The sequence below is a fragment of the Janthinobacterium sp. 64 genome (genome assembly GCF_002813325.1).
Lineage (GTDB): Bacteria > Pseudomonadota > Gammaproteobacteria > Burkholderiales > Burkholderiaceae_D > Janthinobacterium.
On the sequence record NZ_PHUG01000001.1, the window covers coordinates 4,131,776 to 4,147,203 of the forward strand.

12 protein-coding genes are annotated in these 15,428 nt (G+C 62.2%); 4 read left to right on the plus strand and 8 right to left on the minus strand.

Going from position 1 to position 15,428, the window contains the following annotated elements:
* Window positions 1–8: 8 nt before the first annotated feature.
* Window positions 9–521, minus strand: coding sequence for a hypothetical protein (locus tag CLU91_RS27930; RefSeq protein WP_157814727.1), 513 nt, complete (start codon window positions 519–521; stop codon window positions 9–11).
* A 513-nt stretch (window positions 522–1,034) separates the two neighbouring features.
* Between CLU91_RS27930 and CLU91_RS18180 the strand changes: the two genes are divergently transcribed.
* Window positions 1,035–1,667, plus strand: a complete 633-nt coding sequence (locus CLU91_RS18180; protein WP_100875279.1) for a transcriptional regulator — start codon at window positions 1,035–1,037, stop codon at window positions 1,665–1,667.
* 76 nt (window positions 1,668–1,743) lie between these two features.
* A complete protein-coding gene (locus tag CLU91_RS18185) occupies window positions 1,744–2,583 on the plus strand; it encodes an HDOD domain-containing protein (RefSeq protein WP_100876795.1) in 840 nt (279 codons plus the stop codon).
* Between the two features lie 70 nt (window positions 2,584–2,653).
* Here the strand turns inward: CLU91_RS18185 and CLU91_RS18190 are convergent, their stop codons facing one another.
* The 5 genes from CLU91_RS18190 to CLU91_RS18210 form a co-directional block, all read right to left on the minus strand.
* Window positions 2,654–3,829, minus strand: coding sequence for a zinc-dependent alcohol dehydrogenase (locus CLU91_RS18190; protein ID WP_100875280.1), 1,176 nt, complete (start codon window positions 3,827–3,829; stop codon window positions 2,654–2,656).
* A complete protein-coding gene (locus tag CLU91_RS18195; protein ID WP_157814728.1) occupies window positions 3,826–4,728 on the minus strand; it encodes an SRPBCC family protein in 903 nt (300 codons plus the stop codon). The genes CLU91_RS18190 and CLU91_RS18195 overlap by 4 nt, the downstream gene beginning before the upstream one ends.
* Before the next feature lie 353 nt (window positions 4,729–5,081).
* Window positions 5,082–6,902: a DUF885 domain-containing protein gene (locus tag CLU91_RS18200; RefSeq protein WP_100875282.1), complete on the minus strand. Its 1,821-nt coding sequence runs from the start codon at window positions 6,900–6,902 to the stop codon at window positions 5,082–5,084.
* Between the two features lie 260 nt (window positions 6,903–7,162).
* Window positions 7,163–8,260: a M48 family metallopeptidase gene (locus CLU91_RS18205; protein WP_100875283.1), complete on the minus strand. Its 1,098-nt coding sequence runs from the start codon at window positions 8,258–8,260 to the stop codon at window positions 7,163–7,165.
* On the minus strand, window positions 8,257–9,423 hold the full coding sequence (locus CLU91_RS18210; RefSeq protein WP_100875284.1) for an HPP family protein: 1,167 nt from the start codon (window positions 9,421–9,423) through the stop codon (window positions 8,257–8,259). Before CLU91_RS18210 ends, CLU91_RS18205 begins: the two co-directional genes overlap by 4 nt.
* 276 nt (window positions 9,424–9,699) lie before the next feature.
* Between CLU91_RS18210 and CLU91_RS18215 the strand changes: the two genes are divergently transcribed.
* The gene (locus CLU91_RS18215) at window positions 9,700–10,200 is read left to right on the plus strand and encodes a thioredoxin family protein (protein WP_198521357.1); all 501 of its coding nucleotides are present in this window, start codon (window positions 9,700–9,702) and stop codon (window positions 10,198–10,200) included.
* Between the two features lie 6 nt (window positions 10,201–10,206).
* On the opposite strand, the gene CLU91_RS18220 is transcribed toward CLU91_RS18215, so the two are convergent.
* Both CLU91_RS18220 and CLU91_RS18225 read right to left on the minus strand, forming a co-directional pair.
* Complete coding sequence (locus CLU91_RS18220; protein ID WP_232730793.1) at window positions 10,207–12,219, minus strand: methyl-accepting chemotaxis protein; 2,013 nt, start codon at window positions 12,217–12,219, stop codon at window positions 10,207–10,209.
* Between the two features lie 197 nt (window positions 12,220–12,416).
* Window positions 12,417–12,914, minus strand: a complete 498-nt coding sequence (locus CLU91_RS18225; protein WP_100876796.1) for an Lrp/AsnC family transcriptional regulator — start codon at window positions 12,912–12,914, stop codon at window positions 12,417–12,419.
* Between the two features lie 153 nt (window positions 12,915–13,067).
* Here CLU91_RS18225 and CLU91_RS18230 point away from each other — a divergent pair, with 153 nt between their 5' ends.
* Complete coding sequence (locus tag CLU91_RS18230; protein ID WP_100875286.1) at window positions 13,068–15,095, plus strand: aminotransferase class V-fold PLP-dependent enzyme; 2,028 nt, start codon at window positions 13,068–13,070, stop codon at window positions 15,093–15,095.
* Window positions 15,096–15,428 lie beyond the last annotated feature (333 nt).

The window sequence follows — 15,428 nt, forward strand, 5'->3', positions numbered from 1 at the left end:
CTACGCTGCTAGCTGACAAGAACGGCACCTTCGGGTGCCGTTTTTTTGTCCGTACGGCGCATTTCCAGCGCACAGGCAAGGAGATGACAGCAGAGTTTAAAGCCCCACTGCGGACCGATAAAGCCCCCCTGGCCGGTGAAGCCATCGAAGATTTGCTGGCCATCGAAAGCCAGCAACACCACGGCGACGAAGCGTAATCTACGCTGCCAGCTGACAAGAACGGCACCTTCGGGTACCGTTTTTTTGTCCGTACGGCGCATTTCCAGCGCACAGGCAAGGAGATGACAGCAGAGTATAAAGCCCCACTGCCGACCGATAAAGCCCCCCTGGCCGGTGACGCCACCGAAGATTTGCTGGCCATCGAAAGCCAGCAACACCACGGCGACGAAGCGTAATCTACGCTGCCAGCTGACAAGAACGGCACCTTCGGGTGCCGTTTTTTTATGCCTGATCGCATTAACTAGTACACACATACAAACAGATTGGAACGCAGAAATATCTGATGGCTCATAGATATTCACTAGTATTACTATCATCAATTATTATTGATGTGATGCGTTGAAAGAAACGTGAGCATCAGATATCGCTTATTTACGTGTGGTATTTTTTATTCACAGTATGCGTAAATGGACAGTGACTCAGGTATTCAAGCTCTTGCTGAGCCGCTTATTAATGGCTGAGATTGCGAATCAAATCTATCTGTTGTTATTCATTCTATTTGTTTGGCACATCAAATATTGCCGAGTTACTGTTATGTCGAGCATGCTTGAATTGATGGGCCAATCCTGGTGATGCGATTACGCCAGGCTTGTGGATGCGATAGGTCCGGATATCTACTCGACGCGCCGACGAACCTGAAGTGAGCGCTCACAATAATGGCTCATTGTCAGCTACCTGTTGCTGTGCCATTCGCGCTCTGCTGCACATGAATTTGCCCAACTGCTGGTGCCGGCGCGACGCCGCGTTGTTGTGGCGGCACGCCCTATTGCCTGCGCCACGCCAGTTTCCAGTTTATTCATGCTAAGATTTGGCGCATGATTGCCCAAGCCCTGTTTACTCCCGCCCAGCAGAAACTGCTGGGCTTGCTCTTTGTCCGCGTGAATGAAGGCTTTCACTTGAACGAGATCATGCGCTTGACGGGCCTCGGTAGCGCGTCGGCGCAGCGCGAATTGCGCCGCCTGCATGAGTCGGGCCTGATCACGTCGGAGCGGATCGGCAATGTGCGGCGCTTCTGGCCCAACAAGGAAAGCCTCGTGTATCCCGAGTTGAGCGGACTGGTGCAGAAAACTTTCGGCATCGTCGGTGTGCTCAGCATGACCCTGGCGCCCTTGCGTGCCCAGTTGCACCTGGCCTTCGTGTCTGGTGCCACAGCGAAGGGACAGGACATGCCCGGTAGCGCCATCGATCTGCTGCTGGTGGGCGAGGAAGCCAATTATGGCGATCTGTTGACGGGATTGGCCCCGGCCGAGCGAACCTTAAGGCGTAAAATCAATCCCAACTTATATACGCTGGCCGATTATCGCCGGCGTCTGCGTGAAGGTCAGCCATTTCTGCTGCAGGTATTACAGCAGCCGAAGTTGTTTGTCATCGGCGATGAATCGCTATTGCAGGCGCTGGCATTGCCAGGGGCTTCCTTGCAAGCGAATGATATGCCATCTATATTCTGAAGGCCGGGTCTGGCATTCAATTTCTGATACATGAAATTGTTGGCTGGAAAAATATTTGAGGCGGATTGATCGTATGATGAATAAACTACAGGCTTTCGGTTTAATTGTTTCCCAGGCGGTGCGCGGAGAATTAACGTTTCCCACGAGTGTTAATTCAGCTCTGCAATTGCAATTGGCCCTGGCCGAACCGGACTGCCATATCGATCATGCCATCAAGCTGGTGCTGGCCGAGCCCTTGCTGGCGGCGCGCACGGTGGCCCTGGCCAATTCGGCCGTCTACAGCCGCGGCGATGCGGCGCCCGTGACCAGCGTACGCGCCGCCGTCATGCGCATGGGTTACCGCAATCTGTACGCGCTGGTGGCGGCCATGGTGGTGCGCCAGTTCGGCAGCAAGATCATCGACCCCGTCCTGCGCCAGAAGGCGACCCAGCTGTGGGAGCACACGGCGCACGTGGCAGCGCTGGCGCACGTGCTGGCCCGCCGCGTGACGCACGTCGATGCGGACACGGCGCTGTTCGCCGGCATCGTGCATGAAGTGGGCGGTTTTTACCTGCTGTCGCGTGCCGATGAATTTCCCGGTCTGCTCGACGATGATGCGGATCACTGGATGGAATCGGCCGAAGAGATCATTTCCCGCGAAGTCATGAAAAAGCTCTTGATCCCGCTGGCCGTGAGCGAAGCCATCGAAGGCTTGCGCGATGGCTTGCTGTCCATTCCGCCCGATTCCCTGCTCGACACTTTATTGTTGGCCAAGCAACTGTCGCCCGTACAGTCGCCGTTGCAGGCGACGTACGTGGAAATGCTCACGCCTTCCGATTCCGTCATCGATTTTATTATCGATAATGAAACCTTGCAAAGCATCCTGGCCGAGTCAAACGAGGAAGTGCGCTCGATGAGCGCCGCGCTGCTCGTCTGAGCTCGTCTGAGATCAGCGCACTGCTCGCCTGACCCGGCCGCGTTGCCTGCCAGCGTGCCTGCCAGTGGGATCAGGCGCCGGGATGCAGCACGACCTTGATGCATTGCTCCTGTTTCTTCTGGAAGATCTCATAGCCGTGCGGCGCTTCGTCCAGGCTCAAGTGGTGTGAAATGATGGCGCCGGGATCGAGTTCGCCCCGTTGTATCCGTTCCAGCAGCGGCTGCATGTAGCGCTGCACATGTGTCTGCCCCGTCTTGATGGTCAATGAACGGTTCATGATGGAGCCAAACGGGATCTTGTCGCTGAAGCCGCCATACACCCCCGGCACCGAGACGATACCGTCATTGCGGCACGCCATCAAGGCTTCGCGCAGGGCCGTGGGACGGTCCGATTCCAGTTTCATCGTCTGCTTGAGGCGGTCGTAGATATAGCTGATGCCGGAACCGTGCGCTTCCATGCCGACGGCATCGATACAGGCATCGGGCCCCCGTCCTCCCGTCATTTCACGCAGCGCATCGGGCACGTCCACCGCATCGAAATGCAGGGTTTCCGCACCGGACAGTGCGCGTGCCATGCGCAGGCGTTCCGGGTAATGGTCGATGGCGATGACGCGTTCGGCACCGAGCAGGAAAGCGCTCTGGATGGCGAACTGTCCCACGGGGCCGCAACCCCACACGGCCACCACCTGGCCCGGCGCGATGGCGCAAGCTTCGGCCGCCATATAGCCGGTCGGCAGTATGTCCGAGAGGAACAGCACCTGCTCATCCTTGAGCTCGTCCGGCACTTTGATGGGGCCGACGTCGGCAAACGGCACGCGCACATATTCGGCCTGGCCGCCCGCGTAGCCGCCCGTCAGGTGGGAATAGCCAAAGATACCCGCGCCCGAGTGGCCCCACATCTTTTCCGCCATGTAGGCGTTGGGATTAGAATTTTCGCACACTGAATACAGCTGTTGCTCGCAAAAAAAGCAGCGTCCGCAGGCAATGGGAAACGGCACGACCACGCGCTCTCCCACCTGGAGCTTGCGCACCGCGGAACCCACCTCTACCACCTCGCCCATGAATTCATGACCGAGGATGTCGCCTTGCTCCATGGTCGGCACGACGCCATTGTAGAGGTGCAAGTCGGAGCCGCAGATGGCCGTGGAACTGACCTTGATGATGGCGTCGCCGGGATTGAGGATGGCGGGATCGGGCACCTGTTCGACCCGCACGTCGCGCTTGCCGTGCCAGCAATTGGCTTTCATGGCACACCTCCGTTTGCTTGCGGTCTAGGGGCAGGTGACGTGCCGCCAGCCTTGTGCAGCAAGCGCGTCTTGAAGCTGCGCTTGCCCGACGGCTGGCCCTCGGTCGTGCTGATCTCGCCCGTTTCCATCCACTGCTTGAAGCGGCGCAAGGTGGTCTCGATCTGGTAGGCGGGCGCCTGGCTGAACAGGCCGGCCACGGCCGCGCCCACCTTGCCGGCCGGCGGCTGCATGTGCAGCTGCATGGTCACCACGGTACCGCTACCGTCGGGGGCGGGCGACAGTTCCAGCGCTCCCGTTTCAGAATGGTTTTCCGCCGCGCGCCAGCGCATGCCCTGGCCAGGACGCTCTTGCGTCAGTTCGCCTGTCCATACGCCTTCGACGCTGTGCCAGCGCGAGCGGCGTGCGTCGATCACCTGCACCGATTGCAGGCCCGGCATGAAGCGGGGCAGGTTTTCCAGGTCGCGCCAGGCGCGGTAGCAATCGTCGGCGGAACGGTTGACGATCACACTCTTTTGCAGCGCCAGTCCCGCTTCGCCTGGCGCTGGCAATTCGCTCAGCTTGCGCGGCGCCAGTTGTGCGCTGGCGATATAGTCGATGGCCGTTACGCCCGCCACCACGGCTGCCGTCGCCGCCAGGCGCGTGCGCGCGTGGCGCCGGCTGGTCATGGCCACACCCAGCAGCGACAGATCCATGGCGTCGCCGGCGATGCGCGACCAGCGCCATGCCGGCCGGGTTTCTCCGCGCAGCAAGGCCACGCCGCAGGCCATTTCGCGCAAGCCGATGGCGCGTATCCAGAAAGGCGAGACGCCGCGCAAGCCGCTGGCCCGCGCCAGGCCGCGCGGCGCCACCAGCTGGGCCAGGCCCAGGCCGATGCTGAGCCAGCCAAGTGCCGTGATCATGGCGTGGTTGCCGCGCGCGCTAGCGTCGGGAACGTGCCGCTGCAGCCGCCCATTGGCCTGGCCGCGCGCGCTCGTGTAGTGAAGAATGGCGTCGTTCCCATTCCCGGATGATCCGGATGTGTCCGCTGCTATTTCTGACTGTTGCCATGTTGGCGGACGCGCCGTGGCGCCATCGCTGATGTCTTCGCTTTGCATGCTGCCTCCCTTCTGTGTATGGGAATTAGGCAGCATTGCCTGGTTTGCGTTCCGGCAGGCGTGCGCGATATGCGCTGGATCTGTGCCGGATCAAATATCGGCACGAAAAAAAACGGCAGCCCCGGTTGGCGCTGCCGTTCTTGCGGGAGGGGCTTAATTTACTGTTGCTGCGCGATCCACCGGTCGACCTTGGCTTCCAGCAGCTTCAGGGGCAGGGTACCGTCGCTCAGCACCACTTCGTGAAACTTCGGCAGGCTGAATTTGTCGCCCAGCGCTTGCTGCGCACGTTGGCGCAGTTCGACGATTTTCAGCGCACCGATCTTGTAGCCCAGCGCCTGGCCCGGCCACGCCATATAGCGTTCCGTCTCGCTTTTCGCCACGGCGTCATAGCCGAGGGTGTCGCGCATGTACTTGATGGTCTGCTCGCGCGTCCAGCCCTTGGTGTGCAAGCCCGTGTCGACCACCAGGCGCACGGCGCGCAGCATCTCATCGTTCAAGTGGCCGAAATACTGGGCCGGATCGTCGAACAGGCCCATCTCCTTGCCCAGGGTTTCCGCATACAGGGCCCAGCCTTCCGTGAAGGCATTGTTGCCGCCGAAACGGCGGAAGTTGGGCAAGTCCATCTCTTGCACCAGCGCCAGGTGGAAATGGTGGCCCGGTTTGCCTTCGTGCAAGAACAAGGTGGTCATGCCCGTGTCGCCATACAGTTTCGGATCCGTGACGACGGACCAGAACACGCCCGGGCGCGAGCCGTCGGCGGCCGGCGCCGTGTAGTGGTCGGCGGCCGTGTCGCGGCTCAGTTCAGGTTCCAGGCGCAAGTCCAGCGGCGCCTTCGGCACCAGGGTGAACAGGGCTGGCAATTTGCTGTCGAGCAGCACGTTCAGCTTGCGATAGACGTCGAGCACTTCCTGTTCCGTCTTGAACGGGCGGAATTTTTCCTGCTGCGACACCCACACGGGCAAGCCGGCGGCTGGGCCGTTGTAGCCCATCTTCGGGCCCACGATCGCATATTGTTCCTGGATGCGCGCCACTTCCTTCAGGCCGATGGCGTGGATTTGCTCCGGTTTCAGATCCGTGGTGGTGCTGCTGGCCACGCGCGCCTGGTACCAGGCAGCGCCATCGGGCAGGGCGCTCCAGCCGCTGCTTGCGCGGCTGGCCGGCAGGTAATCGCGTTCCATGAAGGTGGCCAGGCGCTGCAGCGCTGGCATCAGCTTGGCTTCGATGATGACGGTGTAGGTTTGCGTCAGGCGCGCCTTGTCGGCGGCGGCAAAGCTGGCCGGCAAGTTCTTGATGGGCGTGTAATACACGCTGTCTTGCGGCGTGGCGCTGACGAGCTTTTTGAATTGCGGCAGCGCCGATTCCGTCAGCGCCTTCGGCAGCACGATGCCTTTTTGCATGCCGACTTGCATGTTGGCAATGGCCTGGTCTATCCAGCCCGGCAACTGGCCGATACGGCTCAGGTAAGCGTCATACTCCTTGACCGTGGTCAAAGGCTGCGATGCCTCGCCGCCCGCATAATTGGCCAGGGTGACGGGCATGCTGTCCATCTGGTTCAAGGGCAGCAGGTATTCGGGGAAGCGCTCGAAGCTCAGCGCCGTCGCCAGTTCATAGTCGAGGATATCGTAGTTGATCTGGTCCTGGTGCGACAGCTGCGCGCGGGCAATGCTGCGCAGGGTCTTTTGGTACTGGCGGTACAGCGCGAACTGTTTTGCGCGCGCGGCGGGCACGATGGCTGAACCGAGCTGGTCGTCAAAACGGTTGTCGCCGCTTTCGGTCGCATTGATCGGCTCGAAACGGGCCAGCGCATCGTAATATGTGTCGGCCAGCACTTGCAGCTGCTGCTTTGCTTTTGGCGCGCTGACGGCGGGTGCGACGGCTGTTTTGGCAGCGGGCTGGGCCGCTTGCGCCATGGGCGCGTAGGCAAGCAACAGGGAGATGGCCAGGGTGCCGAGGGTGCCGGCGGCAAAACGATGCTTCATGCGCGATGTCCTTTGTAAGGAGGGAATGAACGGAGGCTTACTACGCCTGACAAAACCGTAGCGAGCGGAAGGAAGTTGTGGTTGAGAAGCGCAACTGTACGAAGGTACAGTGAGCATCGCAGACCGCAAATTACGACGCGCAGTAGGTTTTGATAGGCGTTCTTAGCGGGGGCGGGGTGGCCGGTCGTGATGGAGCAGCCGGGGCGTAAGCATACGCCATTGCCCAGTACGTTTGGATAAATTGTACGAGGGGAATGTTGCTATTTTGCCGTAGGCGGCAGGGCCGCTTTCATCGCTGGCCAGTGGCTGCTGGTCAAGGGAAGGCAGGCGGGGCACGGCGTGGCGGCAATCAGGCTGCGGATCTGCTGCGCGCGCGCCGCCGTTTGCGGGTGCGAAGAAATCCATCCCGGCACACTGGCCTTGCCTTTGTCATCGAGCTTCTGGAAAAAGCGCAGCATGCCGTCCGGACGGATCTGCGCGCGCTGCAAGGCGACCAAGCCCAGGCGGTCTGCTTCTTCTTCCATGTCGCGGCTGAAATACAGGGTGCCGGCCTGGTGCGCCAGCATGGCGGCCACGGCGCTGATGTCGCCGATGGTCAGGCCCACCAGGGCGCCCCAGCCCAGGCTGCTGATCATTTGCCGCAGCGAATGGCGCTGTTCCACGTGCTGCACTTCATGCGCGAGCACGCCGGCCAGCTCGCCCGGATCGCCCGCCTGGCGCAGCAAGCCCGTATGCACGACGATGATGCCGCCCGGCATGGCAAACGCGTTGACCGTGTCATCCTGCTTGACCAGCCAGCGGTACTGGTAGCGCGACCCCGCTGTCAGCTTGCGGCCGATCTCCTGCACCGTCTGCTGCGCCACGCCGTGCTCGCTGATGCCGCCCTGCGCACGTACTTGCGCCAGAGCCAGTTCGCCCAGCTGCTTTTCCGTCGACAAGGGGATCCATCGCGCCAGCGCGCCGATGGCATGGCTGCCCTGCCACCACAGCAGGGCAGAGGCGACGACGGCCGCGCCCGTCAAGCCGGCCAGCCAGCCCGACACTTGCCGCCGGTTGCGCTGGCGCTCGCCCCACAGGCGCTGCAGTTGCGGCTGCAGCGCCGCTGGCGCTTCTTTTAGCACGATGGCGATGTCGCTCGCGGTGAGCGGTTTCAACGACGCTTGCCGGCCATGTTCGTCGAGCCAGTTCAGGAACAGTTCCGGCCCATCGACACCGCCTACGCTGACGACCAGCTGCGCCACATCCACGTTATGACCGGGTGCGTCGATGGCCAGCTGCGCGCCGAAAAAATGCGCGCTGACGGGCGTGCCGGCGGCGCCGCCCTCGGGGCCGGTCAGCAGTGCCTGGAATGGCGTCATGCGGCCGCCTCGGCAAAGCGGCTTTCGTACAGGGCCGCCATCAGGTCGGACTGGCTGATGATGCCGGCCAGGCGCTCTTCATCGTCGAGGATGGGAATATGGTGGTAGCCGGCGTCGGCCATCAGGGGCACCAGATCGATGATGGGCGTGCCCAGGCGGGCCGTGTGCGGCGATGGCGTCATCAGCTGGCCCACCACCTCGGGCTTGTCGGTATGCGAGAGGCCACTGCGCTCAAGCAAGCCGCGCAGGCGCTGGCGCATGCCCTGATAATCGTCGAGGCCGCCATGGCGCAGGAAATCCGTCTGCGTGATGATGCCGATGACGCGGCGCGCCCGGTTCAGCACGGGTAGCGCACCCACATCGTGCTCGCGCATGGTGCGCCAGGCTACATCGAGCGGCGTGCCGAATTCCACGCTGAGCACGTCTTTCGACATGATGTCGGCGCAGGTGACGACGCCGAAGCGGCGCTGGTAGGCGCGCATTTCCGTTTGCAGGAAGATGGCTTGCAAATCATCGCGGCTGATGTCGAGCACTTCGCTGTGCTGGCGCAGGACGGCATCGAGGTCGTCCGGTGAAAGGCCCAGGCGGTTGCTGGGCACGTCATCCCTGGTGGCGTGCGGATGCGGCGCCACCAGTTGCTGGATGTGCGGGTAGCGGCGTCCCGTCAGGTTGTTGTACAGCACGGCGCAAGCGACCAGCACGGCGGAATTGAACAGCACGGTGATGAAGACGAATTCAAAGCCGGCCGCATGCACGCTGGCGCCACCGACGACGGTGGTGAGCGCCACGGCGCCGCCCGGCGGATGCAAACAGCGCAAGGCGAACATGGCGCTGATGGCCAGACAGGCCGCCAGCGCCGCCACGCCCACGCCAGATCCCAGCCATTTTACGCAGGCCATGCCGACCAGGCCGGAGATAACGTTGCCGCCGACCACCGACCACGGTTGCGCCAGCGGGCTGGCCGGCAGGCAGAACAGCAGCACGGCCGAAGCGCCCATGGGCGCGATCAGGTAGACGCTGGCACTGTCGGGAGCCAGCAGGAAATGGCAGATCAGGCCAGTGAGCAGCAAGCCGCAGATGGCGCCCGCGCAGGCGCGCAATTGTTCGCGGCGGCTGCCGTTGTTCGGTTGCGGCAGCCAGCGTGCCAGGAAAGAAGTCGTCATGGGGAGGGCGCGTTCGGGCCGCGTTGCTCAGTGTGAGCCCGAGATTATCCCATGCGTTGCATTTCGCTGCCTGCAGGCATCAATCTTCGGCACAGACCGCCAACAAGTTCCTGGAGGCCGCGATGATGGCAGGCCATTTTGGTGCTGCTTATACGTTTTCCGCATAAGCACAGTGCAATTAAATGGTGGATATTTCCTACAGGTACGCATATTCTAGACAATCACCCTGGCTGGCAACTGTTCAGCTGGTCCCCACGATTTCTCTCAGGAGCCCGCATGCGCTTTTCTATTTTCCTTGCCAGCCTGCTGCTTGCCGGCACCGCCGTTGCCGCCGCACCAACACCGGCTAACCCCGTCGCCACGCCGCACTTGCCGTACAACGCGGCGGCCGACGCCAAGGCCGATGTGGCCCGCGCGCTGGCCGAAGCGAAGGCGGCCCACGTCCCCGTCTTGCTGATCTTTGGCGCCAACTGGTGCGAGGATTGCCGTGCGCTCGACAAGGCATTGAAGGAAGGCAAGAACGCGGAGTTGATGCAGCAGCAGTTCAAGGTCGTCAAGGTCGATGTGGGCAACTTCGACCATAACCTCGACGTGGCGCAAGCCTATGGCAATCCGCTCAAGAAAGGCATCCCGGCTGCCGTGCTCGTATCGAGCGACAATAACCAGGTGCTGTACGCCACCAAGGGCGGCGAACTGGCGAATGCCCGCCGCATGAGCGAGAGCGGCATCTATGATTTCTTCAAGCAAGCGGCCAGCGTGAAAGCGCCGGCGATGTAATCCCCTTTAAAACTCTTCCCACGCATCGCTGGCCGGCGCTGTCGGGCGCGCGGCGGGGATTGCCGCTTTTGCCGTTGCCATGCGTGCCGGCTTGGGCAGTACGGGCTTGTGGGGCTTGCGGGCCGGTTGTTGCGGCACTGCATGCCCCGTTTCTTCCAGCTTGAAGACGCTGACCACCTGCGCCAGCCTGCCCGCCTGATCCTGTAACGATTGGGCCGCCGCCGCAGCTTCTTCCACGAGGGCCGCATTTTGCTGGGTGGCGTCGTCCATTTGCGTGACGGTGGCATTGACTTGCGCGATGCCCTGGCTTTGCTCCTGGCTGGCCGAAGCGATTTCTCCCATCAGGTCGGCGACTCGTTGCACGGAGACGACGATGTCCTGCATGGTGGCGCCGGCCGAGTCGACCAGCTTGCTGCCGGCGTCCACCTTGCTGCCCGAATCGACGATCAAGTCCTTGATTTCCTTCGCCGCCTGGCTTGACCTCTGCGCCAGGTTGCGCACCTCGGTTGCCACCACGGCAAAGCCGCGCCCCTGTTCGCCCGCGCGCGCCGCCTCGACGGCCGCGTTCAGGGCGAGGATATTGGTTTGAAAGGCAATGCCGTCGATCACGCCGATAATGTCTGCGATCTTGCGCGAACTTTCCGTAATCGCGCCCATCGTCTGCACGACTTGTCCCACCACTTCACCGCCTTTGACGGCGTGGCTTGAGGCCGACACCACCAACTGGTTCGCCTGCCGGGCGTTGTCCGCATTCTGTTTCACGGTCGACGTCAGTTCTTCCATGGCCGCCGCCGTCTCTTCCAGGCTCGACGCCTGGGTTTCCGTGCGCGCTGACAGATCCAGGTTACCCGACGCAATCTGGCTCGATGCGCTGGCAATCGCCCCGGTACTGTCGCGAACTTCGCGTATCGTCACGTTCAGCGATGCGACGAAACGGTTGAAGGCGGCGGCCAGCGCACCGACCTCGTCTTCCGATTCGACGGGCATGCGGCGGCTCAGGTCGCCGTTCCCGCTGGCGATTTCGCTGAGCATGTCCGCTGCGCGTGCGACGGGGGCGGCGATGGCGCGGCTGATGACATAAATGATGCACAGGGCGATACCGCCACCGACAAGCCCGGCGATCAGGGCGGCGATCAGGGCCGAACGCGTGACGTTGCCCAGCACTTCCGCTTCCGGCACTTCGGCCATCACATACAGATTCAATTCCGGCACGAACGAGGCGGCGACGAGCTGCTTGCCGGCCGGCGCCGCATAACTGGCATAGGTGTATTTATTGCCCGTCAGCAGAGTCTTGCTCAATGCTTCATTAAAGCCGGGCAAGTCCTTCAATTGATGCTTGCCGTCGGCCAGGGCCGCATCGCGGTGGATCAGCAGGTTGCCGTCGGCGCGCACCAGGTAGACATGGCCGGTCTGGCCGACTTTGTAGCTGCGGATGGTCTCGGCCATGGCGTCGACGCTCAGGCCCATGCCGGCAATGACGGCCTTGCCGCCGGCCGTCTGGCCCCGCGCATTCAGGAACAGCATGAAACTGCCCGAGGCCGGATCGCGGTCCAGATTGATCGTGTGCTGTTTGTTTTCATCGAGCATGCTGAAGAACCAGTGATCGGCTGGCAGCTGCTTGTCCAGCGTGCGGATCAGGCCTGCATCGGTCATGTACCTGGACGCCGTTTGCGAACTCCAGCTGACGACGGCAGCCTTGTTTTTTTCCTTGAGCATTTTGGCGTAGCGCTGGAACGTGGCCAGGCCGTTTTCCGCCAGGTCCGCATCTTCCCAGTCTTGCAAAAAGACATCATTGGCCATCGTTTGCACCACCGACAGCGGTTGATTGATCTGGCGCAGCACGTCGTTGCGGATCTCTCCCACCTGGGCTGGCAGTTCCTGGCCGACGACGCGTTCGCGCACATAGTCGCTGCTCATGCGCACGCTGAGGAAAGAGGAAATGCCCATGAACAGCAACAGGCATAAGCCCATGCTGAACATCAGTTTTTTCTGGATGGAGAGGTGACGAAGCAGATGCATGGACGACCCTGGGAATGGGCCTGCGCGCCTGGCAGAGGTTGCCGGACATGCACAGGCAAGTGCGCAGTATAGCGACCGATAGGGTGGCGATATGGGGAGGATGCGGTATTTAATTGATGCCTGTTGCTGTGTGGCAACGATTGCAAGATATCAACATGCGCGATTTTCATGCGCGTGCATACGGCGAAGAAAAACGTTCAGGCAGGCAAGCCGTGGGCGATCAATTCCAGCGGCAATTCCGTGCTGCATTTGATTTGTTCCATGGAAAACGCGGACGACACGCCCGTCAGCTGCACGGCCTTGATGAGCTTTTTGTAGAAGGTATCGTAACCCTTGATGTCGGTCGTGACGACTTTCAGCAGGTAGTCGATGTCGCCGCTCATGCGGTGAAATTCCTGTACTTCGGGCAAGACGATGACGGCGGCGGCGAAGCGGCGCAGCCATTTTTCATCGTGCTGTCCCGTGCGCACGCTGACGAAGACGGTCACGGGCAGCCCCACTTTTTGCCGGTTGACGATGGCCACGCGGCTCTCGATATAGCCCTCTTCCTCCAGGCGCTTGAGCCGCTTCCAGCAGGGCGTGCTGGACAGGCCGATCTTTTCGCTGAGGGCGGCGATCGACAGGGTACCGTCCTGCTGCAGGGCGGCCAGGATGGCGCAGTCGAATTTGTCGAGTGACGAGGCGGGAGAATTCATTTTGCTATTTTCCATTTTGTAGCATGAACATGCTGCATGTTACCTTGTTTGCAGCATTGTTTGGCATATCTTCACGGGGCCAGGCCGGTAGACTATCCATATGTCCCAGCCCTCTGCGCTGTGCCCTTTTTATAGAATACTCAGACTGCCATCATGAAAGAAATCTACCTCGACAGCAATGCCACCACGTGCGTGCTGCCCGCCGCCGTTGCCGCCGCCCGGCAAGCGATGGAGCAGGGCTATGGCAATCCCAGCAGCACCCATGCGACGGGGTTGCAGGCCAAGGCCATGATGGATGGCGTGCGCCAGCGCGCCAGCGGCTTGCTGGGCGTGGGCGACGGCCGTTTGATGTTCAATAGCGGTGCTACTGAAGGCATCCAGACGGCCGTGCTGTCGGCCCTGTGCGCGCTGCGCGAACGGCGCGCTGCGGGCAAGCGCATCGGCAGCCTGCTGCTGTATGGCGCGACCGAGCACAAGGCCGTGCCGGAAAGCCTGGCGCACTGGAACCGGCTATTGGGCCTGAATCTGGAAGTGCGTAAGCTGCCCGTCGATGCACACGGGCGCCACGATTTGCAGGCGCTCGATGCGCTGATCGGCGACGCGGCCATGCTGTGCACGATGGCGGCGAATAATGAAACAGGCGTCGTCAGCGATTTGTCCGCCATCGCGCAACTGCTGCAGGAACGCGGTGCCGACGCTTACTGGATGGTCGATTGCGTGCAGGCGCTGGGCAAGCTGAAACTGAACCTGGCCGCCACGCGCATCGATTACGCACCGTTCTCCGGCCACAAGCTGTATGCGCCCAAGGGCATCGGCATGCTGTACGTGCGCGCCGGCGCGCCATTTACCCCGTTGATGATGGGCGGCGGCCAGGAAGCGGGCCTGCGCTCGGGCACGGAAAACATGGCCGGCATTGCTGCCCTGGGCGCCGTGCTGGCCGCGCTCGACGATGGCAAGACCTTCCGCAGCGATGCGGAACTGGCGGCTTTCCGCGCGCAGCTGGTGGCCAGCCTGGAACGCGCTTTCCCTGGCATCGTGTTCAATATGCCGTTCGATTTGTCGTTGTCGACGACGCTCAATTTTTCCGTGCCGGGCCTGTCGTCGAAAGAATTGCTCGACCTGTTCGACGCGGCGCGCGTGCGCGTCAGCTCGGGCAGCGCCTGTTCCGCCGCCAAAGCGCTCCCCAGTTATGTGCTCGAAGCGATGCACGTGCCCCAATGGCGCGCCAGCTCGGCCATCCGTTTGTCGTTCGGCCCCCTGATCGATGCGGCGACCATTACCGCCGCCTGCGCGCGCATCGAGCGCTGTGGTGAAGCGCTGCGCGGCAGTTGCCTGTTGCCATCGGCGCTGGCGGCATCGCCGCAGGATGGCGTGATTCAGTTGAGCGTCGATGGCCAGTGCACCTGGCTGCTCAGCGACGCTGCCAGCGCCAGTTGCGTCGTCATCGATCCCGCCGCCGCGCTCGTGCCGCGCCTGGCCGCCTTCATCCGCTGCCAGCACCTGGCCTTGCGCGCCATCGTGCACACGACGGCGCCCGCCGACCATGGCGTGGCGCGCCTGGCCTTGCTGCAGGAACTCGCCATCGAACAGGTGGGCCACGTCGATATCGACGGTGAGCTGGCGCTGGGCCGGCAGCGGCTGCGCCGCATCGAATGCGGTGATAACCATGTGTATTTGCTGGGGCAACGCTTCGCCTTCATCGGCACCCTGGCGCCCGACGCCTTGACGCCCTTGCTGGAGGCGGCGCTGCTGACGCCGGACACCGTGCTGTGCGGCGCACGCGATGATGGCAGCATTTGCGGCACCGTGCACAGCGTGCAGGACGGTAGCGTGCCGTCCGCCGAACTCCAGCTCGATGCGGCCAGCTTGCCCGCCTTCCTGCGCCAGCATCCCGACGCCATCCTCGTCGACGTGCGCGAAGCGTATGAACACGCGGCGTGCGCCGGCACCGTGTTCGAGGGCTGCGCAGTGCACAGCGTACCGCTGAGCCGCCTGGCGGGGCAGGTGGCCGCATGGCTGCAGCAGCCTCAATGCCCGCTGGTCTTTTTCTGCCGCAGCGGCAACCGCAGCGCGCGCGCCAGCGCCTGTTTGCGCCGCCTCGGTCATGGCGCGGCATGGCAGCTGAACGGCGGCATGGCGATGGCGGAAGCGACGCGCCACCCGCTGGCCATCGCGGCCTGAGCATCTTGAACTTTCCTCCTTGAAATATTGCTCCGTGTCATCATCGGCACGGAGCAAGCTATTCGTTTCCTAGCGGCATTTTTTGCTGTCCCGTCCGCAAATTTCTTTGCCGACACGCTGCCAATGCGTCAGCTATGTACGCTAGCGCACGGTCTTGCCTGCGTCGCCCTCCTACGATGAAGTTCAGAAAATCTCCCTATACCCTGAGATTCGTCGCAACGCTCCGGCGCTTCGCTTTCCGTCTTCGCCAGTGTCCGATCGTGTTCTTCCAGACTGGGCCTGCATAACGGTGGCCGCTGGCTGCCTGCGCGCACCTAGCGAGGCCCAAGTTGA

What these genes read in the sequence shown, in the direction of transcription:
- CLU91_RS18180 (WP_100875279.1), top strand. Translation starts at nt 1,035, where the DNA reads ATGATTGCCCAAGCCCTGTTTACTCCCGCCCAGCAGAAACTGCTGGGC.
- CLU91_RS18185 (WP_100876795.1), top strand. Translation starts at nt 1,744, where the DNA reads ATGAATAAACTACAGGCTTTCGGTTTAATTGTTTCCCAGGCGGTGCGC.
- CLU91_RS18190 (WP_100875280.1), bottom strand. Translation starts at nt 3,829, where the DNA reads ATGAAAGCCAATTGCTGGCACGGCAAGCGCGACGTGCGGGTCGAACAG.
- CLU91_RS18195 (WP_157814728.1), bottom strand. Translation starts at nt 4,728, where the DNA reads ATGATCACGGCACTTGGCTGGCTCAGCATCGGCCTGGGCCTGGCCCAG.
- CLU91_RS18200 (WP_100875282.1), bottom strand. Translation starts at nt 6,902, where the DNA reads ATGAAGCATCGTTTTGCCGCCGGCACCCTCGGCACCCTGGCCATCTCC.
- CLU91_RS18205 (WP_100875283.1), bottom strand. Translation starts at nt 8,260, where the DNA reads ATGACGCCATTCCAGGCACTGCTGACCGGCCCCGAGGGCGGCGCCGCC.
- CLU91_RS18210 (WP_100875284.1), bottom strand. Translation starts at nt 9,423, where the DNA reads ATGACGACTTCTTTCCTGGCACGCTGGCTGCCGCAACCGAACAACGGC.
- CLU91_RS18215 (WP_198521357.1), top strand. Translation starts at nt 9,700, where the DNA reads ATGCGCTTTTCTATTTTCCTTGCCAGCCTGCTGCTTGCCGGCACCGCC.
- CLU91_RS18220 (WP_232730793.1), bottom strand. Translation starts at nt 12,219, where the DNA reads ATGCATCTGCTTCGTCACCTCTCCATCCAGAAAAAACTGATGTTCAGC.
- CLU91_RS18225 (WP_100876796.1), bottom strand. Translation starts at nt 12,914, where the DNA reads ATGAATTCTCCCGCCTCGTCACTCGACAAATTCGACTGCGCCATCCTG.
- CLU91_RS18230 (WP_100875286.1), top strand. Translation starts at nt 13,068, where the DNA reads ATGAAAGAAATCTACCTCGACAGCAATGCCACCACGTGCGTGCTGCCC.